A 22,989-nucleotide genomic window follows, 5' to 3' on the forward strand; every position below is an offset into this window, starting at 1 on the left:
AATGCACCTCATTTCTTAATCATCGAAGTCCGATCTATGTTTTGTTGAAATTCCTTTCGCTGCTTTTTTTACATGTTGTGGTCTTGCTTGCACATCTCTTGTATCAATCATTGTTAAAGGGAAACGAATCCAAGAATCTTTAACTGATTGTTGCCTTGTCGGGTAAAATAAAGCGTATGGCTTACGTAAGGAAGTAAGTCTAAATAGATGAGTAAATAAAAAGATAAATCCAAGAGAAATACCGAAAAGTCCACCTATTTCTGCAAATATGAGAAACGGGAAGCGTAGTAATCGAACAGCGTTACCCATTTTATAAATAGGTGTAATAAAGGAAGCGAGTGCTGATAGTGCAACGATAATTAATAAAATATTACTCGTTAAACCAGCTTGTACAGAGGCTTGCCCGATTACGATACCGCCTACAATACCGAGTGTTTGACCGACCTTCATCGGTAACCTTGCACCAGCTTCTCTTAATAAATCGATTGCAAGTTCTAAAAAGAGCGCTTCAATTAAAGGTGGAAACGGTACTTGTGCCCTTGATAAAATCAAAGTTTCAAGTAAGTCACTTGGAATGAGTTCATAATGATAATTTAAGACTGCAACGTATAACGGTGTAGCGCAGATTGAAAATAGAACGGCGATTAATCTTAAAATCCTTGAAAATGTAGCGTACAGCCAGGAGACGTTATAGTCTTCTGGTGAAATGAAAAAATCGAAATAGGATACTGGAGTAAGTAGCACGCTTGGAGAACCATCAACAAAAATAGCGATTTTTCCATCAATGAGTGCTTTTGTAACTCTATCAGTGCGTTCTGTATTGATATAGAGAGGGAAAATCGATTTTTCACCCATCAATTCTTGTATATAAGCACTATCATTAATTTGATCATATTCAAGAGCGCGTAATGATTCCTCGAGAAAATCAACATTATCTTTTTCAGCGAGGTTGTCTAAATACATCATGACAACTTTTGTTTTGGAAAACTCGCCGATAATCATTTCTTTTGTTTGTAAATCTAAAACAGGAAGACGTTTTCGAACTAAATTAATGTTTGTATCAATATCCTCTACGAAACCTTCTTGTGGCCCAATAACAGTTGATTCGTTTAAAGGAGGGGTTGGTGCACGATAATTATCAATTGCAATGTTTGCAAGCATACATTTTTGATCTTGCTGCTTCAATTGAATAATTGCATGTCCTTTTAAAACCATGTCCTCAATTTTTTGTAAGTCATTCGTAATTGTGATACCACTCATCGGAATATGTTCCTTCAGTTCTTCTAGTGAAGCATTAGGTCGTTCCAAAAGAGTAGGCATTAAATACTTTTGCAATTTCTCCCCATCAAGTGAAGGACGATAGTAAGAAATCCAATATGGCATCGTTTCATCATCAGATGTGTGATAATTAACAAAATCACTAGACTTCTTGAGCTTCTCTATTAAATCTTGTAGTGAATGAATACGGTCTTTTTCTGGCTTCGAAAAATCATAAATACTATTACTTCCAGAGCTTTGTTGTTTATTCTGAGAAGAATCATTTTGTTTCGAGTTTTGCTGTTTCTCATGAGAAGCTTCGTCTTGTTTAGAATTTTGTTGTTTCTTATGAGAGGAATCGTCTTGTTTCAAGTTTTGCTGTTCCTCATGAGAAGAGTCGTCTTGTTTAGAATTTTGTTGTTTCTCATGAGAAGAGTCGTCTTGTTTAGGATTTTGTTGTTTCTCATGAGAAGAGTCGTCTTGCTTAGAATTTTGTTGTTTCTCATGAGAGGAATCGTCTTGTTTCGAGTTTTGTTGTTTCTCATGAGAAGAGTCGTCTTGCTTAGAATTTTGTTGTTTCTCATGAGAGGAATCGTCTTGTTTCGAGTTTTGTTGTTTCTCATGAGAGGAATCGTCTTGTTTCGAATTTTGCTGTTTCTCATGAGAAGAATCATCTTTTTTAGAATTTTGCTGTTTCTTATGAGAGTAATCATCTTGTTTCGAGTTTTTTTGCTCGCTACTATCACCTTTATTATGTTTCATACTTCTAGTCTGATCTTTGTTCACAATCTCTTGATTACTAGGCTGCTGCTTCGGGTTATCTGCTTCTTTTGTCTCTGTTGAATTTGATTTTTTTTTCTTACGTAGCCAATTCCAAATCATATGTATGCCCTCTTTGATTTTTGTAATATAGTGCTATTTTGTGGCTAATTTTGTATATTATTCATTTATTTATGAAAAGAAGAAGGAGATTGATTTGCATAGAAAAAAAACTTTAGTAAGCAGTTCATACTATAACGGGAAGAGGGAGAGTCTGTGCAAATTGTAAAAAAAGAGAAGTTTGCATTAAATGAGTTTACATTTGAAAATGGTAGGGAAATTCCTGTTCAAATGGGATATGAGACGTATGGTATTTTAAATAGAGAAAGGTCAAATGCCATTTTGGTTTGTCATTATTTTAGTGCAACAAGTCATGCAGCAGGAAAATATACTGTGCATGATGAGGAGTCTGGTTGGTGGGCTGGGCTAATTGGACCTGGAAAAGCGATTGATACAAATAAATATTTTGTTATATGTACTGATAATCTTTGTAATGTACAGGTGAAGAACCCGTATGTAATTACAACGGGACCGAAGTCGATTAATCCAGAAACAGGGGAAGAGTATGTTATGGATTTCCCTGTGTTTACCTTTCTTGATGTAGCTCGTATACAATATGAGTTAATAAAAAATATGGGAATCTCAAGGTTACATGCTGTAATAGGGCCGTCGGCGGGTGGAATGATTGCGCAGCAATGGGCTGTTCACTACTCTCATATGGTAGAGCGAATGATTGGCGTTATTACGAACCCGCAAAATCCAATTATAACGTCAGTAAATGTAGCGCAAAATGCGATTGAAGCAATTCAACTAGATCCAAGTTGGAAGGGCGGGAAATATGGAGAAACACAGCCAATGCAGGGGCTTCATTTAGCAAACAGAATGATGTTTATGAACGCTTTTGATGAGCATTTTTATGAAACGGAATTTCCTCGTAACAGTATTGAGGTAGAACCTTATGAAAAGTTTTCTACATTAACATCATTTGAGAAAGAGATAAATAAAGTGACATACAAAAGTATAGAGTTAGTAGATGCAAATTCGTGGATGTACACTGCGAAAGCAGTTTTATTGCATGATATTGCGCATGGATTTTCTTCTTTGGAAGAGGCTCTTTCTAAAATAAAAGCGAATGTACTTATGATTCCGTGTAAACAAGATTTACTTCAGCCGTCTCGTTACAATTATAAAATGGTAGACATTTTGCAAAAACAAGGGAAGTATGCGGAGGTCTATGAAATAGAAAGTATAAATGGGCATATGGCAGGAGCGTTAGATATCCATTTATTTGAAAAGAAAGTTTATGAATTTTTAAATCGGAAAGTGTCTAGTTTTGTGTAGAAAATAAATGATGTGAAAAAGGTGCAATATGTGTAGTAGGCACCTTTTTTTACATGATTTGTAGACGGAAAATATATGTAGCGATTGCTATACCGAAGAACGCTATACTAAGTAATAGAAATAAGAATGACATTTCTTGGGGAGATTTTAACTTTTTATTATTTTTCATGCTGAGTACAATAATTGCGGCGGTTAAAAAAATAATGCTCATAATGAAAAGAAAAAGTGTCATTTTAATCGACTCCTTTCATAAAACAAGTATATTGAGGATACAATGCGATAGAGATGTTTGTAAAGAATAAGTTTTACGGAGAAATTGAGAAATAAATTCTCCATTCTTTGCGTTCCTTCTTTTGCATGCTAAAATTGATTAGAAATGGTTGTTTAAAGAAGAAACGAAAGGTTTTATTGTATATAAGGAGGAACGACATATGACAGAAGTAAAAACAATTACAACAGAAGAAGTACAAGAACGTTTAGAAAATGGAGAAACGTTATTTTTAGTAGATGTAAGGGAAGATGAAGAAGTAGCAGCAGGGAAAATTCCAGAAGCGGTACATATTAAAATGGGTGATATCCCAAATAAAGTAGACTTCTTTAATAAAGAGAATGAATATATCTTTATTTGCCGTTCGGGAATGCGCAGTGAGAATGTATGCCATTATTTAAATGAGCAAGGATTTAAAACAGTGAATATGGTTGGCGGTATGCTTCAATATGAAGGCGAAATGAAATAGTTAATTACTAAAAACTTGAAACGAGTCTGTTTCAAGTTTTTTTCTTTTGCATACAGTATACAAAAGGAGGAGGGGGAAATGGGGATTAATTTGCGTAAAGTAAAAATTATTAATAATACAGGAGCTGTTAATGTCGGCGACTGTTATGATATCTCACCTTTAGCTGTAGCGAAAATATACGCGGGTGCTGGAGGATCGAGTGCGGCTATTTTTTTAAATGGAAAAAGGCAGCCAGAAGCGGTGATTAGAACATCAGTATTCCTTCCGCCATTAGCAACGAGCACACGTACATTAGGTTCGTAGAGGAAAGGTAGAGTGTAATTATGCCTGCGCATATAAAAGAGTTTGTTATTGTTAATAATACTGGGAATATATTTACAGGTGACAATTTGAGTGATACTTCATTTACTGCTACGAAATCGTATAGTGGTTCAATGGGGTGTACTTGGATTGATGTTGTTACAGTAATAGGAACAGAGACGAAGCTTTGTTTACAGCCGGGTGATTCTGTGACGACAACATATACACGAGGTACTCCTGCTGGTACTGTAACAGGAACAAATATGGGGCAAAGTGTAAATGCATCGAGTATAGCGCAAGCTGTCCCGAATACAGATAATATGGATTCAATTGCTGGACTCCCTTAAGGAATTAAGGGAGTTTTTATTATTTAAAATAAAAATAGTCTTGGAAATTATTTTTGTAAATAGATTAAGAAGAGGCTTATTTATTATGAAAAAGACGGTTTGTAGGTGGTGAAAGTGTGAAGAATCGTGATAATAATCGGAAGCAAAATTCGTTAAGCTCTAATTTTAGAATTCCACCCGAACTTATTGGGCCTACTTTTCCCCCTGTTCCAACTGGATTTACAGGTATAGGGATTACTGGTCCAACCGGTCCACAAGGCCCAACAGGACCTCAAGGACCAAGAGGATTACAAGGTCCGATGGGGGAGATGGGCCCGACAGGACCTCAAGGTGTGCAAGGGATACAAGGATCAGTTGGGCCAATAGGTGCAACTGGACCAGAAGGACAGCAGGGGCCACAAGGATTGAGAGGTCCACAAGGAGAAACTGGAGCGACAGGTTTACAGGGTGTGCAAGGATTACAAGGGCCCATTGGTCCAACAGGTCCGATTGGAGTACAAGGGATACAGGGTGTACAGGGATTACAGGGTCCGATTGGAGCTACCGGACCTGAGGGTTCTCAAGGAATCCAAGGAGTGCAAGGGATACCGGGAGCAACAGGTCCACAAGGGATTCAAGGAGTGCAAGGAATCCAAGGGACAGAGGGACCGAGTGGAAGTACGGGAACAACAGGAGCAACAGGTCAAGGGATTACAGGCCCGACAGGAATAACAGGTCCAACAGGGATAACTGGACCTTCAGGAGGCCCTCCAGGTCCAACTGGCCCGACAGGAGCAACAGGTCCTGGGGGTGGACCGAGTGGAAGTACAGGGGTGACAGGACCAACAGGAGCAACTGGAAATACTGGAGCAACAGGTCAGGGGCTAACCGGTCCGACAGGAAGTACAGGAGAAACAGGTGCGCAGGGGCTACAAGGGATACAAGGAATTCAAGGGCCAATTGGCCCAACAGGTCCAGAAGGGCCACAGGGAATTCAAGGTATTCCTGGTCCGACGGGAGTAACTGGTGAGCAAGGGATCCAAGGTGTTCAGGGGATTCAAGGAATAACGGGAGCAACCGGAGATCAAGGCCCACAAGGTATACAGGGAGCTATAGGACCTCAAGGTGTAACAGGAGTAACAGGAGATCAAGGTCCACAAGGTATACAAGGAGTACCAGGTCCATCAGGAGCAACGGGACCACAAGGAGTTCAAGGGATACAAGGTCCGATGGGTGAGATAGGCCCAACAGGTCCAGAAGGCCCAGAGGGACTTCAAGGCCCGCAAGGAATACAAGGAGTGCCAGGTCCAGTTGGAGCAACGGGTCCAGAGGGGCCACAGGGGATACAAGGCATACAAGGACCGGTAGGAGCAACGGGCCCACAAGGCCCACAAGGAATACAGGGAATACAAGGTGTGCAAGGGATAACGGGAGCAACAGGAGCACAAGGAGCAACCGGAATTCAAGGGATACAAGGGGAAATAGGAGCAACCGGTCCAGAGGGCCCGCAAGGAGTGCAAGGTGCTCAAGGGGCAATTGGTCCAACAGGTCCGATGGGGCCACAGGGAGTGCAAGGAATTCAAGGGATTCAAGGAGCAACAGGTGCACAAGGAGTGCAAGGACCACAAGGAATTCAAGGGATACAAGGTCCGACGGGAGCGACAGGAGATACGGGAGCAACTGGGGCGACAGGGGAAGGAACTACAGGTCCAACTGGAACAACAGGTCCAACAGGGGTAACGGGACCTTCAGGAGGACCAGCAGGACCGACTGGCCCAACGGGACCATCAGGTCCGACAGGAGTGACAGGTCCATCCGGTGGGCCACCTGGACCGACCGGAGCAACCGGTTCGACAGGGGCAACCGGAGATACCGGAGCGACAGGGCCGGTTGGAGTGACAGGAGCGACAGGAGAAACGGGAGCAACCGGAGTGACGGGTTTACAGGGTCCACAAGGAATACAAGGTGTGCAAGGAGAAATAGGTCCAACAGGCCCGCAAGGAATTCAAGGTCCACAAGGGATACAAGGAGTAACTGGGGCGACGGGAGATCAAGGTCCACAAGGAATACAAGGTCCTCAAGGAATTCAAGGGCCAACTGGACCACAAGGAATTCAAGGAGAACAAGGTCTACAAGGGATACAAGGAGTAACCGGGGCGACGGGAGCACAAGGACCACAGGGAATTCAAGGGATACAAGGAATCCAAGGTCCGACCGGTCCACAAGGCCCAACTGGAATACAAGGAGTGCAAGGGGAAATAGGTCCAACAGGTCCTCAAGGAGTGCAAGGCTTACAAGGTCCACAAGGCCCAACCGGGGACACGGGTGCAACAGGAGCGCAAGGCCCACAGGGAATTCAAGGACCAACGGGAGTCACGGGAGCGACCGGAGCAACCGGAGCAACAGGGCTACAAGGAATTCAAGGCCCGCAAGGAATTCAAGGTCCAACCGGAGCCACGGGAGTAACCGGTTCACAAGGTTCAACTGGTGATACGGGTCCAGCAGGTTCACAAGGAATCCAAGGTCCAACAGGCCCAACCGGAGCTGGAGCAACCGGAGCCACTGGAGCGACCGGGGTGACTGGAGTTAGTACAACTGCAACGTATGCATTTGCGAATAATACATCAGGAAGTGTTATTTCTGTTTTATTAGGCGGTACAAATATCCCATTACCAAACAATCAAAATATTGGACCAGGAATAACCGTTAGTGGTGGAAATACTGTATTTACAGTTGCCAATGCAGGGAATTATTATATAGCCTATACAATTAATTTAACAGCAGGATTACTTGTAAGTTCGCGTATAACTGTAAATGGAAGTCCGCTTGCGGGAACGATAAACTCCCCAGCAGTGGCTACTGGTTCATTTAGTGCAACAATAATTGCTAATTTGCCTGCTGGAGCTGCCGTTAGTTTGCAATTATTTGGAGTAGTTGCACTGGCTACATTATCTACGGCAACGCCAGGAGCTACTCTAACGATTATTAGATTAAGCTAATAAGTAGAAAACCTTGGAACTTTTATGTTTCAAGGTTTTTTTATCCCAGTATTTGAGAGTAACTCTCGCTAATCAGAGGGGAATGGATAACTTCCTATTGTTTAAAGTTTCACTTTATTCACCTTAGCAAAAACATCGCAGTTCGAAAATATATTATAATAGAATGAAAAGAAAGAAATTTGGCAGAAAGGGAGGGTGGCGATGCAGGAGATGGTTAAAGACTTTTTTGGACGCCCACTTCAAGATTTACGCATATCTGTCATTGATCGTTGCAATTTTAGATGTACATATTGTATGCCAGCAGAAGTATTTGGGCCTGATTATGCTTTTTTGAAAGATGAGTTTTTACTGACGTTTGATGAAATTGAACGTTTGGCAAAAGTGTTTGTTAGCATCGGTGTACGAAAAATTAGACTTACTGGTGGCGAACCACTGCTTCGTAAAGATTTAACAAAACTTATTGCACGTCTCGTGAAAATTGACGGGCTAGTAGATATAGGGTTAACGACAAATGCAATTCATTTAACGAAGCAAGCGAAGGCATTAAAAGAAGCTGGATTACATAGAGTGAATGTTAGTTTAGATGCGATAGATGATGATACATTTAGAAATATTAATGGTCGAAATATTAATACGAAACCTGTGATTAAGGGCATTATAGCAGCAAAAGAGGCAGGGCTTGAAGTAAAAGTAAATATGGTTGTGAAAAAAGGGATGAACGATCATCAAGTACTACCGATGGCTGCATATTTTAAAGAACAAGGAATCACGCTTAGATTTATTGAGTTTATGGACGTTGGTAGTACGAATGGATGGAATTTTGATCAAGTAGTTACGAAGCGGGAATTAATTGAGACAATTCATGGAGTGTATCCGCTTGAGCAAGCTGAAGCGCATTATTTTGGTGAAGTTGCGAAACGATATCGGTATGTTGGAACAAATGTAGAGGTCGGTTTTATTACTTCTGTTTCTGAGTCGTTTTGTTCTTCTTGTACGAGAGCGAGAATTTCGGCGGATGGAAAGTTCTATACTTGTTTGTTTGCGACGGAAGGATTGGATATAAAGGAACTTCTTAGAGATAATCTTTCGGATGAAGAGCTATTACATGTTATACAAGATGTATGGATGAATAGAAAAGATAGATATTCAGATGAACGGACAGAAGAAAGTGCAAAAAATCGTCCGAAAATTGAAATGTCTTATATAGGAGGATAAGGAAGGGGGCTATCGTATGCAGGAGCGATATTCAAGACAAATATTATTTCCTGGTGTTGGAGAAGAAGGGCAGCGAAAAATAAGAGAGAAGCATGTGCTTATTATCGGCGCTGGTGCCCTAGGTGCGGCAAATGCAGAAGCGATTGTTAGAGCAGGTGTTGGAAAAGTAACGATTGCAGATCGCGATTATGTAGAATGGAGCAATTTACAAAGACAACAATTATATACAGAAGAAGATGCAAAGCAGTATAAACCGAAGGCGGTAGCGGCAGCAGAACATTTAAAAGCGATTAATTCTGAGGTGGAAATTAATCCAGTTGTAACTGATGTAACGGTGCAAGAAATGGAAGAACTAGTGAATAGTGTAGACTTAATATTAGATGCGACAGATAATTTTGAAACGCGTCTTCTCATTAATGATATTTCACAAAAGTATAATATTCCGTGGATATATGGTGGTTGTGTCGGAAGTTACGGAGTGACTTATACAATTTTACCAGGGAAAACACCGTGTTTCCGCTGTTTAATGGAGCATCCGGCGAGTGGAGCAACATGTGATACAGTTGGTATTATACAGCCAGCGGTGCAGTTAGTAGTTGCGCATCAAATAACAGAAGCGTTGAAAATATTAGTAGAAGACTTTGGTGCGCTTCGTGAAACGATGCTATCGTTTGACCTTTGGAATAATCAGCAGATGGCATTTAAAGTGAATAGGCAGAAAAAAGATACGTGTTTATCTTGTGGAAGATTACGTACATATCCGAGTTTAACATTTGAAGCACAAACGAAAACGGAAGTGTTATGTGGGCGGAATACAGTACAAATTCGTCCAGGGATGCGGAAAGATTTTAATTTAGAAGAAACTAAAAAGCGCTTACAAAAAAGTGTAGAGGTAAAGGCAACACCTTATTTATTATCATTCCCGATAGAAGAATATCGATTTGTTCTATTTACAGATGGTAGGGCGTTTATTCATGGGACAAATGATATGAATGTAGCGAAAAGTTTATATGCAAGATATATAGGTTGAACCTAAAGGAAATCCTTTAGGTTCAACGGAGAGGATTACGAATTTCTCGTATAATCGCCACTTTTTCCACCTGTTTTTTCAAGTAAGTACGTTTCACCAATAATCATACTTTTATCAACAGCTTTACACATATCATACACGGTAAGAGCCGTAGCAGAAGCAGCTGTTAAAGCTTCCATTTCAACGCCAGTGCTACCTTCTGTTTTAACTTTTACTTCAATAAGTAATCGATATTGTTCATTTGATTGTTGCCAATCGAAAGAAACGTCAACACCTTTTAATAATAAAGGATGGCACATTGGGATAATATCAGAAGTGCGTTTTGCAGCCATAATGCCTGCGATTTGGGCAACTGCTAATACGTCACCTTTCCCAATTTCATTGTGAGAGATTTTATCGTAAATTTCTTTCGTAACTACAATGCTAGAGCACGCAATTGCTGTTCGAACGGTTGTTTTTTTGTCGCTTATATCAACCATCTTCGCGCGTCCTTGGTCATTAAAGTGTGTGAATGAAGACATGGAATTCCTCCTTGAAGTAATTTCTGTTTAATATATAAAGTTTAATCGAGATAAAAAAAATTGCAAATATGAGGTGAGAAACGATGGTAGAAAAACGAATTCCAATTCAAGTTGCTGAGGCAGTAGAGCGGGTAATGAAATATGCGAAGCATGGTGAAGTAGAAGAAGTTTCTATTACGGAAAGTTACGGGAGAATTCTTGGGGAAGGTGTTGTCTCAGATCATGACGTTCCTCATTTTGATCGTTCTCCTTACGATGGTTTCGCAATTCGAGCAGAAGATACGAAAGAAGCGAATCAAGAGAATCCAGTTGAATTTGAAGTGATAGGAGAAATTGGAGCGGGGTCTGTTTTTGTAAAAGAGGTAGGTTCTTTTGAAGCAGTTCGTATTATGACGGGAGCAGCTATTCCAGAGAATTGCAATGCAGTCGTAATGCTAGAACTGACAGAAGGATTTGAGAAGAACGGAAAAACATATATGAGGTTAAAGCGTCCTTTTAATAGTGGTGACAATGTGTCATTTAAAGGAGAAGATATAAAACAAAATCAAGTTCTCGTTAAGAAAGGTGTTGCAATTAATCCAGGTGTTGCTGCGCTATTAGCGACGTTTGGATATAGTACTGTGAAAGTTGTAAAACAGCCTGTTGTCGGTATTGTAACGACAGGGAGTGAATTACTAGAAGTACACGAGTCGTTAGAACCAGGAAAGATTAGAAACAGTAACTCTTATATGATTGCCGCTCAAATTATGAAAGCTGGTGGAAAGGTCCGATATTATGGCCAACTGGCTGATGAGCTAGATGCATGTTTTACAGCTGTTCAATCGGCGATGGATGAGGTTGATATTTTAATTACAACAGGCGGTGTTTCGGTAGGAGATTATGACTACTTACCAGCTATATATGAAAGATTACAGGCGAATGTCCTCTTTAATAAAATAGCGATGAGACCAGGAAGTGTAACGACAGTAGCTGAAGTTGATGGAAAGTTACTTTTCGGTTTATCAGGGAATCCGTCTGCTTGTTATGTAGGCTTTGAATTATTTGTGCATCCGATTATAAAAACGTATTTGTATGCGAAGGAGCCTCACGTATATAGAGCTGATGCTATTTTACAAAAAGATTTTCCAAAGCCAAATCCATTTACTCGTTTCGTAAGAGCAAACGTGACGATCGTGGATGGGGCATTACAAGCGATGCCGGTCGGTTTAGATAAATCGAGTGCGGTATCTTCACTTGCGGATGCAAATGCGTTTATCGTGTTGCCTGGAGGAACGAGAGGATTTGAGGCAGGGATGAAAGTATCCGTATTATTGTTAGAGCATTCGGAGGGATGTGATTGGCCTTGGGAAAAGCCTCTTCAATCATACAAATAGTAGGGTATCAAAATAGCGGGAAAACAACACTTGTAGAGAAAGTTGTGCATGCTTTAGCCGAAAGCGAAATGAAAGTTGCTACAATTAAACATCACGGGCACGGAGGTTTTCCAGAAGTAGCACAAAAAGATAGTGAAAGACACAGAAAAGCCGGTGCTGTCGTAAGTAGTGTAGAAGGTGCGGGATTACTTTCACTTTCTTCGTTAAGAGAGGAATGGTCCTTACAAGAAATTATTCGCTTATATGAGTTTTTTGAAGTGGCTACAATTTTAATAGAGGGCTATAAAAAAGAGAACTATCCGAAAGTAGTGTTACTTCGTTCTGCGGAAGACGTTGAACTTGTACATAAAGTAGAAAATGTAGTAGCGGTCATTACGTGGTATAATGCGCCGGTAAATTTACGAGAAGAATATAAAGTATTTCATATAACAGAAGAAAAGTTGTACATAGACTGGTTTTTACAAACGGTTAGGAGTGCGAAATGATAAATACATATTATGAAGTAATTGATACAGAAATCTCGATTGAAGAGGTAGCGAAGAAAGTAATTCGCCGTGAATGCGGTGCTGTTACAACGTTTATTGGAACGGTTAGGGAGTTTACGAAAGGGCGTCGTACATTATACTTAGAGTATGTCGCTTATAAGACGATGGCAGAAAAGATGCTACAGAAAATCGGCTCAGAAGTGAAGGAGAAATGGCCAGGTACACACGTTGCGATCACGCATCGCATCGGTACATTGCAAATTTCTGATATCGCGGTTGTTGTGGCTGTTTCAACACCGCATCGTAAAGCGGCCTATGAAGCGAATGAATATATTATGGAACGCATAAAACAAATCGTTCCCATTTGGAAAAAGGAGTTTTGGGAAGATGGTGACTCGTGGATTGGTGACCAATTAGAAAAAACGCCATATCCGGCGGGAGAGCCTGGGAAGGAGTTATAAGTATGATTCGAGTATTGTTATTTGCGCACTTGCAAGAAGAAGCAGGAACAAGTGAATTACGAATAGAGAAAGAAAATATTACGGTTGCAGAGTTAAAAGATATTGTTGCCAATGAATATAATGTACCAGTATCAGCGCCAATTATGGTTGCAATTAATGAAGAATACGCAAATGAAGATGATAAAATTCAATCTGGTGATGTTGTTGCACTCATACCGCCGGTGAGCGGTGGTTAATATTGGATTCATTAAAACGACTTTCCTAAATAGGGGAAGTCGTTTTTTTATGGTATTTTTGAGAACACTAATTTATAGAACAAGGAGGGCATTATGAAAAAAATATGTGTAATGATGACGATGATATGTTCTATCTTTCTCTTTTCTCCAAGCGACTCTTTGGCGAAAGAATCGAAAGAACAACTTTTAGAGAGTGCGCTCTTAAATCGATATTACTCCGTTATAAGGCAAGCGACAGAAGATCAATATGAATGTGATTCAGTTATAAATATAAAGCGTCTCGGCAAGAAAGATGAATTCGTTCCTCGATTTGAAGTGACGCTACAATTTCTTACTTTTCAAGGTGCACATAATCCGCCAAATGACAAAGTTACACTTACTTTGGAAGATAATTTAGATCACATAAAGATCAAGAAAGTGGAAAGAGAAAAAAATGTTTCTAGTGCGATCGCAGAAAAGGTTTGCGCACAAGCGAAAGAAAAAATGAAAGCACACTCTAACAGTGTAGAGCGGTAACTGATGACATTTCGTAAAGAAAGGTAATGAGCCATGGATATATTTTTAGCGATTTTACCAGCTATATTTTGGGGAAGTATTGTGCTATTTAACGTGAAACTGGGCGGTGGACCGTATAGTCAAACGCTTGGCACAACGCTTGGTGCACTTATTTTCTCGATTGTTGTTTATATTTTTGTAAAGCCAGTATTAACTCCTACCGTTATTGGAGTTGGAATTGTGTCAGGTTTATTTTGGGCACTTGGTCAGGCGAATCAATTGAAAAGTATTGATTTAATGGGTGTTTCGAGGACGATGCCAATTTCAACAGGACTGCAATTAGTTGCGACGACTTTATTTGGCGTTATCGTATTTCATGAATGGTCCACGACAATTTCAGTCGTCCTTGGAATTTTAGCGCTCGTTTGTATTCTTATCGGTGTTATTTTAACGTCACTTCAAAGTGAAGAAGAAAAAAATGCAGAGCAAGCAGCAAATTTTAAAAGGGGCATCATAATTTTATTAATTTCAACAGTCGGTTATTTAGTTTACGTAGTAGTTATTAGGCTATTTAACGTAGATGGTTGGTCGGCTTTATTACCACAAGCAGTTGGTATGGTGTTAGGAGGTATTTTACTTACGTTTAAACATCATCCATTTAATAAATATGCGATACGAAATATTGTTCCAGGATTAATTTGGGCAGCTGGAAATATGTTTTTATTCATTTCGCAGCCGCGTGTCGGAGTCGCAACAAGCTTTTCACTATCGCAAATGGGAATTGTTATTTCGACGCTTGGCGGGATTCTTATATTAGGCGAAAGAAAAACGAAACGTCAATTAACAGGTATCGTTGTTGGGATCGTTTTTATTATTGCAGCTGGAATTATGTTAGGAATTGCAAAAGGTTAAGGAGGTATTGAAATGTATAGTGATTTAGAAGGGAAAGTCGTCGTTATTACAGGATCAGCAACGGGTCTCGGAAGAGCGATGGGAGTAAGGTTTGCTAAGGAGAAAGCAAAGGTCGTTATTAACTATCGCTCACGAGATTCAGAAGCGAATGATGTGTTAGAAGAAATTAAAAAGGTAGGCGGAGAAGCGATTGCTGTAAAAGGTGATGTGACGGTCGAGGCAGATGTTATGAATCTCATTCAATCTGCTGTGAAAGAGTTTGGTACGCTCGACGTTATGATTAATAATGCAGGAATAGAAAACGCGGTACCGTCGCATGAAATGCCGTTAGAAGATTGGAATAAAGTAATCAATACAAATTTAACAGGCGCTTTTTTAGGAAGCCGTGAAGCGATTAAATATTTTGTGGAACACGACATTAAAGGATCTGTCATTAATATGTCTAGCGTTCATGAGAAAATTCCGTGGCCACTATTTGTGCACTACGCAGCAAGTAAGGGCGGTATTAAACTTATGACAGAAACGTTAGCGTTAGAGTATGCACCAAAAGGTATTCGAGTAAATAATATTGGACCAGGTGCAATAAATACGCCAATTAATGCTGAAAAGTTTGCTGATCCAAAGCAGCGTGCTGACGTAGAAAGTATGATACCGATGGGCTATATTGGAAAACCTGAAGAAATCGCAGCAGTAGCAACTTGGCTCGCTTCATCAGAGGCGAGTTACGTAACTGGAATTACGTTATTTGCAGATGGTGGAATGACTTTATACCCATCTTTTCAAGCTGGGCGTGGATAATATGAAAAGGACAAAGAGTTTTATCTCTTTGTCCTTTTTGGCAAAAAAAAATAGCGCGAGCTATTTTAAATTTAATGATTAATTGTCTCTTGAAGAAATTCTGTCGCTTGATGTTCAGAAACGTCTTGTACGAGCGCAACTTCACTAATCATCATTTTACGTGCATTATCTAGCATTTGTTTTTCGCTCGCATTTAATGCTCTTTCTTTATTACGGCGAAGTAAATCCCGAACAACTTCTGCACTATCTTGCAGATTGCCGTTTTTCATTTTTTCCATATTCATTGTATATCTTTGTTTCCATGAGAGTGATGGGTCTGATTCCCCATTTTGAAATTCAAGAAGTATATCATTTAACGTACCTTTATCGACGATATAACGAATACCTGATTTTTGTAATTGATCCATCGGAAGCATTACTTGCATATCTTTACTAAGGATGCGTATCACACAATATTGACGCGAAGTACCTAATATTTCTTTCTCCTCAATTGCTTCGATGATCCCTGCACCGTGCATTGGATAAACGATTTTATCACCAATTTGAAACAAATCATCCACCTCCATATGTGGTAACCACTTTTAATGATAACATAAGTTCATAAAAATGTCAAATTTTATATAATACCATATTGAATACATTTGAGTCAATATGTAAAAGGTCTTTTTTTATGGTTTTATGTGAAATAAATATAGGTGACTTTTTTAGAAAAATAGTACAGGGTGAAGAAGGGGCATATCCACTTATTTTTAAGCATAAAATGTAAAATCGCTAATACAATATACCTAAATCCGTTCTTTGCAAAGGAGGGAGAGAAGGTGGGGCACACAATAAAAATTGATATTACAAATAAAGTTGTAGCTAAATTTAGATCAAATTATTTGGAATTATATACGAGTAAATTTATGATAGGTAAGTTTTATGTCTATACTGAAGATAAACAATATGTGTTAGAAGACGGATATATATATGAAAATGGAAAGTTTTATCGCATCATAGATACGCACCGTGGCAATAATCAAGCGGCGGAGGGCTGCGATCTAGGATGGTGTGAACATGATTCGTGTGAAAGTGTTTGATGAAAGTCACGAAAAAGACTTAGAAGACGCTGTAAATGTGTTTTTGAAAAAGATTGATGATAGTCACTTTGTAGATATTAAGTACCAAGTTGGTGTTTCTATTAACGATGATGAAAACCAAATTTATTGTTTTTCAGCAATGATTGTTTATAAAGCATAAAAAAGAGCTGGGTGAGCCAGCTCTTTTTTATGCTTTATCCCGCATTAACGGGCAGTAAGACTCCCACCTCAAAATTTAGCGCATACGAGGAAGTTAGGTGGGAGGCAATTGCCCGTAAAAGCCCGATTGGTTCAACTAATAATCAGTGGGGGATGAATAAAACCCCCCACTGATTAAAGTTTCACTTTATGTTGGGACAACATGGGTTGGTAATACGTTCATAATAGATTGGGGTGCGCCTAATTTCTTTGTCGCTAAAAGGTTTGCCTCTGTTTCATGATCTTGGGCATCTTTACACATACCGAGGTGATAACGATCACCTAAAAATGGATCAATATAAAAACCGTTTTTGAATACTTTATCATTCGGATGTTTTTCATGGTGAATGTCAGAACAGTTAATGCAATAGAACATAGCTTTCATCCCCTTTTTATTTTTGTTTAAAAAAGTGAGTGGGTAGTCATTTCGCTCCTAAGGAAATGTTGAGGAGAAGAGAAATAACTACCTACTCAAATGGTGGGCATATTCCTTCTGATTTTTTATATCTTGCGTATTGCCTCTTGAGGGAAGGAGGAGAGACGATGTACGCATGATATAAGTAAGGCACTTCTTTCAATATGAATGATGGAGTTTCATGTTGAGAGAAGTTTTTATTTTTTATTGCCTTTGTGAGTATATTATGAGGGAATGCTGAGAGGGTGTTTGTCCTGTTGAAAAAATGTTGAGAATTTCTCAACGGTAAAAAGAATTAGTGTTGACATGAAACTAAAAGGTGTTATATTATTCAAATACAACTAAAAGGTGTTATGTTTTAATGCTGGATAAAGGGGCTAAAAAAATGACTCAACAAAATACATTAAACGATATTAAACAAACAATCGTTTTTAACGCGTCTATTCAAAAAGTATGGAATGTAGTGTCAACTGCAGAAGGAATTGAATCATGGTTTATGCCGAATGATTTTGAATTAGAGGTAGGACATGAGTTTCATGTTCAATCACCATTTGGACCGTCACCATGTAAAGTGTTAGAAATTGATGAACCAAACCATTTATCTTTCTCATGGGACACAGATGGCTGGGTTGTTTCATTCCATTTGAGAGACTTAGGAGAAAATAAAACAGAATTTACATTAATTCACGGCGGTTGGAAACATCCTGATGAAATTCTGCCGAAAGCGAATGCGAAGAGCTCTATTATTCGCGATAGAATGAATGGCGGCTGGGTAGCGATTGTAAATGAAAAACTGAAAAAGGTTGTTGAAGGATAAATGTCTTCGTCAGCAGCGAAATATGATGTATTTCAAGCAATTGCTGATCCGACCCGCCGAGAAGTGTTACGGTTATTAAGTGATAAAGAGTTACCAATTTCAAAAATAACGGATCATTTTCCGATGAGTCGTACGGCTGTTGTGAAGCATCTTCATATTCTTTCAGAAGCGAATTTAGTAAGTGGAAGAAAGAGTGGAAGAGAGAAGATATATTGTTTGCAGCCGGAGCCGTTAGAAGAATTAAAGCAGTGGCTCTCATATTATGAACGATTTTGGGATAATAAATTGTCCGTGCTTAAACATATTGTGGAGAATGAAGAATAAAAGAGGATGACCATTTGGGTCATCCTCTTTATTATTGCTCACTTGTTTGTGTAGCTGGTTTTAATAAGAGCCAAGCAATAATTAATGTAAATACTGCTAATACGAAAGTACTCATATAAATAACGTGTACACTTGCTGCTAATGCAGATTGTGATTCAGTTGCTACGTTTGCTGTAGTTCCGCCGTGTCCGCCAGATACAAGATCAAGGTTTTTAATACCACGTGCGTGAATCATCGTATTGAAGATTGTACCGAATATTGCAGCACCTAACGTTTGACTAAATGTATTAATAAATGTGTTTAAACCAACGGCTGTTCCGCGTGTATGAGCTGGTACGGCTGCTTGAATTGTTACCATGTAAATAGGTGTCACAAGCCCCATGCCTAAGCCGAATAATCCGACTGCAACATAAATAAGGAACGATGGTGAATTTGTTGACAATGTAAATAATAAGAAGGTAGCAACTGATAAAATGCTAGCTCCGAGTAAAATAATTTGTTTCGTTTGTAATTTGCCAACTAAGTTACCGGAGAACATAGCACCGAACGTCCACATAACAGGAATTGGCATTAAAATGAGTCCAGCTTCTGTCGCATTTTTTCCTAATACACCTTGGCTCCAAATTGGAAGGTACATTGTAATACTAATAATCATCGCACCGGCAATAAGAGTTAATATGTTTATCGTAGATAATGTACGGTTAGAGAAAAGTGCTAGCGGAATTAATGGTTCCGGAGATTTTTTCTCGATGTATAAGAAAATAATGAATGACACAGCCGAAAAGATTAATAGACCGATGATTGTAATGTCTCCCCAGTTTTGCTTACTGCTACCTGTTAATAATGCGTATAGTAAAGCAATTGTACTTAATGAGAAGACTGTCGCACCAAGATAGTCGATATGCTGCTTGGCGGCAGACTTAACAGATTCCTTATAAGAAGTGGCAAACATTAAGCAAGCGATAATTCCGAAAGGAACGTTTAAGAAGAAAATATAGCGCCAAGAAAGAGAATCAACTAAAAAACCACCTACTAACGGCCCGACAACACCAGATACACCCCAAACGGCACTCATCCAGCCCTGTGCTTTCGCGCGGTCTTTCGCTTCGCTATATAAGTCTCCAATAATCGTCATTGTGATTGGCATAACAGCGCCAGCACCTATACCTTGAAGAGCACGGAAGAAGATTAATTGTTCCATCGATGTAACGACACCGCAAAGTGCAGAGCCGATTAAAAAGATTGTAGCTCCGATAAGTAGAACTTTTTTACGACCGAATAAATCAGCCAATTTTCCGTATATTGGAGTCGAAACCGCTGTGGCAAGCATATAAATTGCGTAAACCCAGCTAACAAGTTCGACGCCTGACAAATCACTCGTTATACGAGGGATTGCTGTACTAACAATCGTTCCTTCTACGGCAGAAAGAAACGTCATTAGCATTAAAGACACCATGACTTTTTTTCTCATATGTTTTCCCCTTACCCTTTTTTAAATATTCAACAATATAAAATATAAAGGTACTAAGGTATATAAAGCAACAAATAAGTAATGGGAAGTTAGGAGGAGTGTATATTTGTCGCTTATTGTCGGTAAGTCGATATATTTGAGAAATCGCCGATATAAGTTGCAGAATCGCTGGTATTTTTGAAACATCGCTGATATAAGTCGTAGAATCGCTGATATATTTGCAGAATCGCCGATATAATTTCATGTACCTATAAAAAAAGAAACAGGAATGCTGTTTCTTTTTTAATATTGCATTTTCGCATTTTCTCCAGCTGTAGTTCCAGCAATTCTACCAGTAACGAGAGCGGATGTAATGTTATAACCGCCCGTATAACCGTGAATATCAAGAACTTCTCCGCAGAAATATAAGCCATTCGTGAATTTAGAAGACATTTCTTTCGGATTAATTTCTTTAACAGATACGCCTCCGCCAGTAACGAATGCTTTTTCAATTGACTGCGTACCATTTACATTCACAGTAAATTCTTTAAAGTCTTTCACAAGTGCACGAATCTTTTCATGAGAAACTTGTCCAGCTTGTTCGCTACCGTCAATTTCATTTTTTTCTAATAAGAATAGGAAGTAACGCTCGGGAACGTATCCTTTTAACACGTTTTTAATTCCTTTTTTCGGATCTTCTTTCATTTGTTTCAGCATGCGTTGGAATAGTTGTTCACTATTTTCTTCTGGTAATGCATCAATACTCATTTGTATTGTATTCGTTTTAAACTTTTTCAGTGCTTTCACGACGAATTGACTACAGCGAAGAGCAGCAGGACCAGATAGGCCGAAATGAGTGAAGAGCATGTCCATTTTGTGAGAAATGATAGCTTTTCCTTTCGGGTTTAATACGCTTAAGTTTATATCACGTAAAGCAAGACCTTGTAATGAGCGATCACGTATAAATGGCTCGTTTGAAAGGATTGGTACTTCTGTTGGAAATAATTCTGTAATTGTATGACCACCTTTTTCAGCCCAAGCGTATCCGTCTCCAGTAGAACCAGTTTGAGGAACAGATTTTCCGCCAACAGCGATAACGACGTGATTCGTTTCTAACACTTCGCCTGTTTGTAATACAACTGCTTTCGTTTGACCATTTTCATATTCAATCGTTTCAACAGGTGTATTCGTACGGATTTTTACACCTAAATCTTTTAATCGTGTTAAAAGTGCGTCTACTACCGATTGCGCTTTGTTTGATACAGGGAACATACGGCCATGATCTTCCTCTTTCAATTTTACCCCGAGATTTTCGAAGAATTTAATAATATCTTCATTATTAAAAATAGAAAAAGCGCTGTATAAGAAGCGGCCATTTCCTGGTATATGTTTAACGATTTCATCAAGTGGTAGACGGTTCGTTACGTTACAACGACCACCACCAGAAATCGCAAGTTTGCGCCCTAGTTTATTTCCTTTATCAAGAAGTAAGACATTTGCGCCTTCTTCTGCAGCACCGATTGCAGCCATTAGCCCAGAAGGCCCGCCACCGATTACAATAACATCATAATGCATAATATATCGACCTCATTTTCTACATTTCCTGCCTAAAAGAATAGCATGTTTTCCCTTAAAAGAAAAATAGAGTGAAGTACTGCTTGAGGGGAGAATTGTGGTACAATACAAAAGTTAGAGTTCAGCGTTATATAGGAAGTAGGAGGATTTTCGTATGTCCGATTCAAAATTTCTGCGCGGAACGCTTATTGTGACGTTAGGGACATTTTTAGTAAAGTTCTTAGGCATGATTTACGTCTTTCCGTTTCATGCATTAGTAGGCACAGAAGGCGGAACGCTCTATACATATGGATATATTCCATATACGATATTTTTAAGTATTGCAACGGCAGGGGTGCCGCTTGCTGTTTCAAAGTTTGTTTCCAAATATAATGCACTTGGAGATTATAAAACGAGCCGAAGAATGTTCCGCTCGGGAATGGTTATGATGATAGTAACAGGAGTTCTTTCCTTCTTAGTACTGTACATGACCGCACCATTATTTGCAGAAGCAATGCTTGGTAAACAAAGTTTACAAAATAAGGTAGAAGAAGTTACGACGATTATTCGCCTCGTAAGTTTCGCACTTATTGTTGTACCGGCAGCAAGTTTGATTCGTGGTTATTTCCAAGGTCACCAATCGATGGGACCGACTACGGTGTCACAAATTATTGAACAAATTATTCGTATCGTCTTTTTACTAGCGGGTAGTTTCATCGTTATTAAAATACTTGGCGGTACAGTAGCAACAGCAGTCGGAGTTGCGACATTCGCTGCATTCGTTTCAGCAGTTGGAGCACTCGGCGTATTAATTTGGTACTGGTTAAAACGTAAAAAATATTTGGATCAATATTTAATTGAACAAACTGTACCAGAATCGACAGTAAGTACCGTTCAATTGTTTAAAGAGTTATTTGCGTATGCAATTCCTTACGTTGTAATTGGGTTAACAATTCCTTTATATCAACAAATTGATACATTGACATTTAACTCTATTATGCAGGCAATTGGTCAAGGTGATATCGCAGAGCGAGCGCTCGGTATTTTCACAATGTGGACGCATAAATTAATTATGATTCCAGTATCGCTTGCAACAGCGTTTAGTTTAACGCTTGTACCAGCGATTACAAAATCATTTACGGAAAAACAATATCGCTATTTAAAATTACAAATTACACAAACATTCCAGGCGAATATGTTTTTAACATTGCCAGCAGTTGTCGGTATTTCAACACTGGCTTATCCAATTTACACTGCGTTTTACGATTCAGATCCATTAGGTGGACAAGTGTTAATGTGGTATGCACCAGTTGCATTGTTATTTGCTTTATTTACGGTAACAGCCGCGATTCTGCAAGGGATTAATCAACAAAAACATGCGATTGTCGCACTTGTTATGGGTGTTATTTTGAAATTTGTATGTAACGTAATCTTTATTCGATATTTCGGTACAGTAGGAGCGATTTTAGCTACTGCAGTCGGTTTTTTAGCTTCCGTATGGTATACGAATAGACAAATCCAAAAACATGCACACTATTCATTTGGTGTTGTATATAAGAGAACATTCCAAATTGCAGTATTAACACTTGTAATGGTCGTGGCGGTAAAACTATCACAGTGGATTCTATCCTTCATGATTTCGCCAGATGGCCGTATTGGTGCTTTAATTACAGTTGCGATTTGTGCAGGTGTTGGTGGTCTTGTTTACGGTCTGTTAGCAATTCGCACAGGAGTACTTGAAAGAGTATTTGGCGGAGAAGCGTTAGAGAAAATTCAGCGTAAACTTGGCAGTAGATTCAAAATAAAGTTGAAATCAAAAGGGGCGTAAATACGTCCCCTTTTCTATG

At 39.2% G+C, this 22,989-nt stretch carries 26 protein-coding genes; 19 read left to right on the forward strand and 7 right to left on the reverse strand.

Translation table 11 applies throughout. From position 1 onward, the window contains the following. Positions 1 to 15: 15 nt before the first annotated feature. On the reverse strand, positions 16 to 2,139 hold the full coding sequence (locus A6J74_RS20805) for a spore germination protein (RefSeq protein WP_080609579.1): 2,124 nt from the start codon (positions 2,137 to 2,139) through the stop codon (positions 16 to 18). Positions 2,140 to 2,292: 153 nt separating this feature from the next. Here A6J74_RS20805 and A6J74_RS20810 point away from each other — a divergent pair, with 153 nt between their 5' ends. Continuing rightward, entirely contained in the window at positions 2,293 to 3,417 is a 1,125-nt protein-coding gene (locus A6J74_RS20810; RefSeq protein ID WP_001167598.1) for a homoserine O-acetyltransferase family protein, read from the forward strand. A gap of 49 nt (positions 3,418 to 3,466) precedes the next feature. On the opposite strand, the gene A6J74_RS20815 is transcribed toward A6J74_RS20810, so the two are convergent. Then, positions 3,467 to 3,649: a hypothetical protein gene (locus tag A6J74_RS20815; RefSeq protein WP_000171892.1), complete on the reverse strand. Its 183-nt coding sequence runs from the start codon at positions 3,647 to 3,649 to the stop codon at positions 3,467 to 3,469. Positions 3,650 to 3,848: 199 nt separating this feature from the next. On the opposite strand from A6J74_RS20815, the gene A6J74_RS20820 reads away from it, so the two are divergent. From A6J74_RS20820 to A6J74_RS20845, 6 genes are all read left to right on the forward strand, one after another. Beyond that, entirely contained in the window at positions 3,849 to 4,154 is a 306-nt protein-coding gene (locus tag A6J74_RS20820) for a rhodanese-like domain-containing protein (RefSeq protein WP_000141215.1), read from the forward strand. Positions 4,155 to 4,232: 78 nt separating this feature from the next. After that, on the forward strand, positions 4,233 to 4,457 hold the full coding sequence (locus tag A6J74_RS20825; RefSeq protein WP_000512461.1) for a spore germination protein: 225 nt from the start codon (positions 4,233 to 4,235) through the stop codon (positions 4,455 to 4,457). Between the two features lie 20 nt (positions 4,458 to 4,477). After that, a complete protein-coding gene (locus tag A6J74_RS20830; protein WP_001110863.1) occupies positions 4,478 to 4,801 on the forward strand; it encodes a hypothetical protein in 324 nt (107 codons plus the stop codon). Positions 4,802 to 4,917: 116 nt separating this feature from the next. Continuing rightward, on the forward strand, positions 4,918 to 7,779 hold the full coding sequence (locus A6J74_RS20835) for a BclA-related collagen-like exosporium protein (protein ID WP_000796071.1): 2,862 nt from the start codon (positions 4,918 to 4,920) through the stop codon (positions 7,777 to 7,779). Positions 7,780 to 7,980: 201 nt separating this feature from the next. Beyond that, positions 7,981 to 8,994, forward strand: coding sequence for a GTP 3',8-cyclase MoaA (moaA, locus tag A6J74_RS20840; RefSeq protein ID WP_001157124.1), 1,014 nt, complete (start codon positions 7,981 to 7,983; stop codon positions 8,992 to 8,994). Positions 8,995 to 9,010: 16 nt separating this feature from the next. Beyond that, positions 9,011 to 10,024: a molybdopterin-synthase adenylyltransferase MoeB gene (locus tag A6J74_RS20845; RefSeq protein ID WP_001158077.1), complete on the forward strand. Its 1,014-nt coding sequence runs from the start codon at positions 9,011 to 9,013 to the stop codon at positions 10,022 to 10,024. Positions 10,025 to 10,059: 35 nt separating this feature from the next. Here the strand turns inward: A6J74_RS20845 and moaC are convergent, their stop codons facing one another. Beyond that, positions 10,060 to 10,545 (reverse strand): cyclic pyranopterin monophosphate synthase MoaC, encoded by a 486-nt coding sequence (moaC, locus tag A6J74_RS20850; protein ID WP_000094155.1) that lies wholly within the window; start codon positions 10,543 to 10,545, stop codon positions 10,060 to 10,062. A gap of 83 nt (positions 10,546 to 10,628) precedes the next feature. On the opposite strand from moaC, the gene moeA reads away from it, so the two are divergent. The 7 genes from moeA to A6J74_RS20885 all read left to right on the forward strand — a co-directional run bounded on the left by moeA (position 10,629) and on the right by A6J74_RS20885 (position 15,305). Next, a complete protein-coding gene (moeA, locus tag A6J74_RS20855) occupies positions 10,629 to 11,918 on the forward strand; it encodes a molybdopterin molybdotransferase MoeA (RefSeq protein WP_000229711.1) in 1,290 nt (429 codons plus the stop codon). Then, on the forward strand, positions 11,882 to 12,403 hold the full coding sequence (mobB, locus tag A6J74_RS20860) for a molybdopterin-guanine dinucleotide biosynthesis protein B (RefSeq protein WP_002093154.1): 522 nt from the start codon (positions 11,882 to 11,884) through the stop codon (positions 12,401 to 12,403). The genes moeA and mobB overlap by 37 nt, the downstream gene beginning before the upstream one ends. After that, positions 12,400 to 12,864, forward strand: a complete 465-nt coding sequence (gene moaE / locus A6J74_RS20865) for a molybdopterin synthase catalytic subunit MoaE (RefSeq protein ID WP_000611223.1) — start codon at positions 12,400 to 12,402, stop codon at positions 12,862 to 12,864. Before mobB ends, moaE begins: the two co-directional genes overlap by 4 nt. 2 nt (positions 12,865 to 12,866) lie before the next feature. Continuing rightward, entirely contained in the window at positions 12,867 to 13,100 is a 234-nt protein-coding gene (gene moaD / locus A6J74_RS20870; protein ID WP_000621781.1) for a molybdopterin converting factor subunit 1, read from the forward strand. 93 nt (positions 13,101 to 13,193) lie between these two features. Further along, positions 13,194 to 13,616: a DUF3888 domain-containing protein gene (locus tag A6J74_RS20875; protein WP_000717664.1), complete on the forward strand. Its 423-nt coding sequence runs from the start codon at positions 13,194 to 13,196 to the stop codon at positions 13,614 to 13,616. 33 nt (positions 13,617 to 13,649) lie between these two features. Next, the gene (glcU, locus tag A6J74_RS20880; RefSeq protein WP_000350876.1) at positions 13,650 to 14,507 is read left to right on the forward strand and encodes a glucose uptake protein GlcU; all 858 of its coding nucleotides are present in this window, start codon (positions 13,650 to 13,652) and stop codon (positions 14,505 to 14,507) included. A 12-nt stretch (positions 14,508 to 14,519) separates the two neighbouring features. Continuing rightward, the gene (locus A6J74_RS20885) at positions 14,520 to 15,305 is read left to right on the forward strand and encodes a glucose 1-dehydrogenase (protein WP_000286691.1); all 786 of its coding nucleotides are present in this window, start codon (positions 14,520 to 14,522) and stop codon (positions 15,303 to 15,305) included. Positions 15,306 to 15,376: 71 nt separating this feature from the next. On the opposite strand, the gene A6J74_RS20890 is transcribed toward A6J74_RS20885, so the two are convergent. Further along, on the reverse strand, positions 15,377 to 15,871 hold the full coding sequence (locus A6J74_RS20890; protein ID WP_000451448.1) for a CarD family transcriptional regulator: 495 nt from the start codon (positions 15,869 to 15,871) through the stop codon (positions 15,377 to 15,379). A 252-nt stretch (positions 15,872 to 16,123) separates the two neighbouring features. On the opposite strand from A6J74_RS20890, the gene A6J74_RS20895 reads away from it, so the two are divergent. Continuing rightward, the gene (locus A6J74_RS20895) at positions 16,124 to 16,384 is read left to right on the forward strand and encodes a DUF2553 family protein (protein ID WP_000510186.1); all 261 of its coding nucleotides are present in this window, start codon (positions 16,124 to 16,126) and stop codon (positions 16,382 to 16,384) included. Beyond that, entirely contained in the window at positions 16,362 to 16,544 is a 183-nt protein-coding gene (locus A6J74_RS20900; RefSeq protein ID WP_000621749.1) for a sporulation protein Cse60, read from the forward strand. Before A6J74_RS20895 ends, A6J74_RS20900 begins: the two co-directional genes overlap by 23 nt. Before the next feature lie 186 nt (positions 16,545 to 16,730). Here the strand turns inward: A6J74_RS20900 and A6J74_RS20905 are convergent, their stop codons facing one another. Beyond that, positions 16,731 to 16,958, reverse strand: a complete 228-nt coding sequence (locus A6J74_RS20905) for a DUF3973 domain-containing protein (RefSeq protein ID WP_000498975.1) — start codon at positions 16,956 to 16,958, stop codon at positions 16,731 to 16,733. Between the two features lie 424 nt (positions 16,959 to 17,382). On the opposite strand from A6J74_RS20905, the gene A6J74_RS20915 reads away from it, so the two are divergent. After that, positions 17,383 to 17,814, forward strand: a complete 432-nt coding sequence (locus A6J74_RS20915; RefSeq protein ID WP_000193760.1) for an SRPBCC family protein — start codon at positions 17,383 to 17,385, stop codon at positions 17,812 to 17,814. After that, a complete protein-coding gene (locus A6J74_RS20920; RefSeq protein WP_000098843.1) occupies positions 17,815 to 18,138 on the forward strand; it encodes an ArsR/SmtB family transcription factor in 324 nt (107 codons plus the stop codon). Between the two features lie 31 nt (positions 18,139 to 18,169). Here the strand turns inward: A6J74_RS20920 and A6J74_RS20925 are convergent, their stop codons facing one another. Further along, positions 18,170 to 19,609, reverse strand: coding sequence for an MDR family MFS transporter (locus A6J74_RS20925; RefSeq protein WP_001228037.1), 1,440 nt, complete (start codon positions 19,607 to 19,609; stop codon positions 18,170 to 18,172). Between the two features lie 282 nt (positions 19,610 to 19,891). Beyond that, positions 19,892 to 21,163, reverse strand: a complete 1,272-nt coding sequence (locus A6J74_RS20930) for a BaiN/RdsA family NAD(P)/FAD-dependent oxidoreductase (RefSeq protein ID WP_000558856.1) — start codon at positions 21,161 to 21,163, stop codon at positions 19,892 to 19,894. A 154-nt stretch (positions 21,164 to 21,317) separates the two neighbouring features. Here A6J74_RS20930 and A6J74_RS20935 point away from each other — a divergent pair, with 154 nt between their 5' ends. Next, positions 21,318 to 22,970 (forward strand): putative polysaccharide biosynthesis protein, encoded by a 1,653-nt coding sequence (locus A6J74_RS20935; RefSeq protein ID WP_001284037.1) that lies wholly within the window; start codon positions 21,318 to 21,320, stop codon positions 22,968 to 22,970. Positions 22,971 to 22,989 lie beyond the last annotated feature (19 nt).

It is taken from the genome of Bacillus sp. FDAARGOS_235 (assembly GCF_002073415.2).
GTDB classification, from domain to species: domain Bacteria; phylum Bacillota; class Bacilli; order Bacillales; family Bacillaceae_G; genus Bacillus_A; species Bacillus_A toyonensis.

What these genes read in the sequence shown, in the direction of transcription:
- A6J74_RS20805 (WP_080609579.1), bottom strand. Translation starts at nt 2,139, where the DNA reads ATGATTTGGAATTGGCTACGTAAGAAAAAAAAATCAAATTCAACAGAG.
- A6J74_RS20815 (WP_000171892.1), bottom strand. Translation starts at nt 3,649, where the DNA reads ATGACACTTTTTCTTTTCATTATGAGCATTATTTTTTTAACCGCCGCA.
- A6J74_RS20820 (WP_000141215.1), top strand. Translation starts at nt 3,849, where the DNA reads ATGACAGAAGTAAAAACAATTACAACAGAAGAAGTACAAGAACGTTTA.
- A6J74_RS20825 (WP_000512461.1), top strand. Translation starts at nt 4,233, where the DNA reads ATGGGGATTAATTTGCGTAAAGTAAAAATTATTAATAATACAGGAGCT.
- A6J74_RS20830 (WP_001110863.1), top strand. Translation starts at nt 4,478, where the DNA reads ATGCCTGCGCATATAAAAGAGTTTGTTATTGTTAATAATACTGGGAAT.
- moaA (WP_001157124.1), top strand. Translation starts at nt 7,981, where the DNA reads ATGCAGGAGATGGTTAAAGACTTTTTTGGACGCCCACTTCAAGATTTA.
- A6J74_RS20845 (WP_001158077.1), top strand. Translation starts at nt 9,011, where the DNA reads ATGCAGGAGCGATATTCAAGACAAATATTATTTCCTGGTGTTGGAGAA.
- moaC (WP_000094155.1), bottom strand. Translation starts at nt 10,545, where the DNA reads ATGTCTTCATTCACACACTTTAATGACCAAGGACGCGCGAAGATGGTT.
- moeA (WP_000229711.1), top strand. Translation starts at nt 10,629, where the DNA reads ATGGTAGAAAAACGAATTCCAATTCAAGTTGCTGAGGCAGTAGAGCGG.
- moaE (WP_000611223.1), top strand. Translation starts at nt 12,400, where the DNA reads ATGATAAATACATATTATGAAGTAATTGATACAGAAATCTCGATTGAA.
- moaD (WP_000621781.1), top strand. Translation starts at nt 12,867, where the DNA reads ATGATTCGAGTATTGTTATTTGCGCACTTGCAAGAAGAAGCAGGAACA.
- A6J74_RS20875 (WP_000717664.1), top strand. Translation starts at nt 13,194, where the DNA reads ATGAAAAAAATATGTGTAATGATGACGATGATATGTTCTATCTTTCTC.
- glcU (WP_000350876.1), top strand. Translation starts at nt 13,650, where the DNA reads ATGGATATATTTTTAGCGATTTTACCAGCTATATTTTGGGGAAGTATT.
- A6J74_RS20885 (WP_000286691.1), top strand. Translation starts at nt 14,520, where the DNA reads ATGTATAGTGATTTAGAAGGGAAAGTCGTCGTTATTACAGGATCAGCA.
- A6J74_RS20890 (WP_000451448.1), bottom strand. Translation starts at nt 15,871, where the DNA reads ATGGAGGTGGATGATTTGTTTCAAATTGGTGATAAAATCGTTTATCCA.
- A6J74_RS20900 (WP_000621749.1), top strand. Translation starts at nt 16,362, where the DNA reads ATGATTCGTGTGAAAGTGTTTGATGAAAGTCACGAAAAAGACTTAGAA.
- A6J74_RS20905 (WP_000498975.1), bottom strand. Translation starts at nt 16,958, where the DNA reads ATGTTCTATTGCATTAACTGTTCTGACATTCACCATGAAAAACATCCG.
- A6J74_RS20915 (WP_000193760.1), top strand. Translation starts at nt 17,383, where the DNA reads ATGACTCAACAAAATACATTAAACGATATTAAACAAACAATCGTTTTT.
- A6J74_RS20920 (WP_000098843.1), top strand. Translation starts at nt 17,815, where the DNA reads ATGTCTTCGTCAGCAGCGAAATATGATGTATTTCAAGCAATTGCTGAT.
- A6J74_RS20925 (WP_001228037.1), bottom strand. Translation starts at nt 19,609, where the DNA reads ATGAGAAAAAAAGTCATGGTGTCTTTAATGCTAATGACGTTTCTTTCT.
- A6J74_RS20930 (WP_000558856.1), bottom strand. Translation starts at nt 21,163, where the DNA reads ATGCATTATGATGTTATTGTAATCGGTGGCGGGCCTTCTGGGCTAATG.
- A6J74_RS20935 (WP_001284037.1), top strand. Translation starts at nt 21,318, where the DNA reads ATGTCCGATTCAAAATTTCTGCGCGGAACGCTTATTGTGACGTTAGGG.